The sequence below is a fragment of the Shinella sp. CPCC 101442 genome (genome assembly GCF_024704725.1).
Taxonomy (GTDB): domain Bacteria; phylum Pseudomonadota; class Alphaproteobacteria; order Rhizobiales; family Rhizobiaceae; genus Shinella.
Map to the genome: position 1 here is coordinate 1 of NZ_JALIQS010000022.1, position 2,500 is coordinate 2,500.

General features: G+C 53.7%; 1 tRNA gene and 2 rRNA genes (1 of these 3 cut by a window edge). All 3 read right to left on the reverse strand.

Features of this window, described 5'->3' with window-relative positions:
* Window positions 1-87: 87 nt before the first annotated feature.
* Window positions 88-164 (reverse strand) — tRNA-Met (locus tag MUO32_RS29170).
* A 231-nt stretch (window positions 165-395) separates the two neighbouring features.
* Window positions 396-510: ribosomal RNA gene (gene rrf, locus MUO32_RS29175) — 5S ribosomal RNA — on the reverse strand.
* A 123-nt stretch (window positions 511-633) separates the two neighbouring features.
* A 23S ribosomal RNA gene (locus MUO32_RS29180) occupies window positions 634-2,500 on the reverse strand (it continues 929 nt past the right edge of the window).

A 2,500-nucleotide genomic window follows, 5' to 3' on the forward strand; every position in this document is an offset into this window, starting at 1 on the left:
GAGCATAGGCCATCGGATGTGGGGTGTTTGAAGGCTTAAAACGCAAGAAAGCCCCACGAGGGGGCTTTGTTGGTATGGCGTATGATTTGGTTGCGGGGGCAGGATTTGAACCTGCGGCCTTCAGGTTATGAGCCTGACGAGCTACCGGGCTGCTCCACCCCGCGTTACCAGGTTTTTGCCGTAAGGCAAAATACCGACCGATTTTTGCCGAAGGCAAAGATCGTCTTATCCGGTCCGGTTTTTGCCTATTGCAAAATACCGTTGGATGCGAAGACCTCACATCCGAGGTTTTAGAAAGCATAAAGGCCGCTTTGAGCGGCCCTTTGGTTTCGGCAGGGCCGAATGTGTGTCGAGAAGATTGTTTTGCTTCGTGAGAAGCACATTGCCTTTAGCAGACCTGGCAGCGACCTACTCTCCCGCGTCTTAAGACGAAGTACCATTGGCGCTGGGGCGTTTCACGGCCGTGTTCGGAATGGGAACGGGTGCGGCCACCCCGCCATAACCACCAGGTCGGCTAAGGGCAATGTGATGAGAAGCTGGTAGAGGAAGGAGACTTCCTCGTTTGTCTTATTTTATGAACACGTCTTGGTCATTTGCCCTCGTTTTGAGGGTTGATGAGCATGAACAATGAGAACGATCAAGCCAATCGAGCTATTAGTACCGGTAAGCTTCATGCATTGCTGCACTTCCACACCCGGCCTATCAACGTGGTCGTCTTCCACGGCTCTCAAGGGAATACTCGTTTTCAGGTTGGTTTCCCGCTTAGATGCCTTCAGCGGTTATCCATTCCATATATAGCTACCCTGCTATGCCGTTGGCACGACAACAGGTCCACCAGAGATATGTCCATCCCGGTCCTCTCGTACTAGGGACAGATCCTGTCAATATTCCTACACCCACGGCAGATAGGGACCGAACTGTCTCACGACGTTCTGAACCCAGCTCACGTACCGCTTTAATTGGCGAACAGCCAAACCCTTGGGACCTGCTCCAGCCCCAGGATGCGATGAGCCGACATCGAGGTGCCAAACAACCCCGTCGATATGGACTCTTGGGGGTCATCAGCCTGTTATCCCCGGCGTACCTTTTATCCGTTGAGCGATGGCCCTTCCACGCGGGACCACCGGATCACTATGACCGACTTTCGTCTCTGCTCGACTTGTCAGTCTCGCAGTCAGGCGGGCTTATGCCATTGCACTCGACGACCGATTTCCGACCGGTCTGAGCCCACCATCGCGCGCCTCCGTTACTCTTTCGGAGGCGACCGCCCCAGTCAAACTACCCACCATACACTGTCCCGGACCCGGATGACGGGCCGCGGTTAGACATCCATGACGATAAGGGTGGTATTTCAAGGATGGCTCCACAAGAACTGGCGTCCCTGCTTCAAAGCCTACCACCTATCCTACACATGCCGACACGAATGCCAGTGTAAAGCTATAGTAAAGGTGCACGGGGTCTTTCCGTCTAACCGCAGGAACCCCGCATCTTCACGGGGAATTCAATTTCACTGAGTCTCTGCTGGAGACAGCGGGGAAGTCGTTACGCCATTCGTGCAGGTCGGAACTTACCCGACAAGGAATTTCGCTACCTTAGGACCGTTATAGTTACGGCCGCCGTTTACTGGGGCTTCAATTCAAAGCTTGCACCTCTCCTTTTAACCTTCCAGCACCGGGCAGGCGTCAGGCCCTATACGTCGTCTTGCGACTTCGCAGAGCCCTGTGTTTTTGATAAACAGTCGCTACCCCCTGGTCTGTGCCACCCCAAAAGACTTGCGTCCATTGGGGTCACGCTTCTTCCGAAGTTACGCGTGCAATTTGCCGAGTTCCTTCAGCAGAGTTCTCTCAAGCGCCTTGGTATTCTCTACCTGACCACCTGTGTCGGTTTCGGGTACGGTCTATACGGTGGAGCTATTTCCTGGAACCGCTTCCCCGCCCAGACAATCCAATAAGTCTGAACAAGTTACGCAATCCGTCACTACCACCAGGCCCACGAATATTAACGTGGTTCCCATCGACTACGCGTTTCCGCCTCGCCTTAGGGGCCGGCTAACCCTGCTCAGATTAACTTTAAGCAGGAACCCTTGGTCTTTCGGCGAGAGGGTCTCTCACCCTCTTTATCGTTACTCATGTCAACATTCGCACTTCCGATACCTCCAGGAGCCCTCACGGGTCTCCCTTCACAGGCTTACGGAACGCTCCGCTACCACACGTCTTGCGACGTATCCTCAGCTTCGGTGCATGGCTTTAGCCCCGTTACATTTTCGGCGCAAAGACCCTTATTTAGACCAGTGAGCTGTTACGCTTTCTTTAAATGATGGCTGCTTCTAAGCCAACATCCTGGTTGTTTTGGGATCCTCACATCCTTTCCCACTTAGCCATGACTTGGGGACCTTAGCTGGAGGTCAGGGTTGTTGCCCTTTTCACGACGGACGTTAGCACCCGCCGTGTGTCTGCCGACTAGTACTCCCAGGTATTCGGAGTTTGGTTAGGATCAGTAA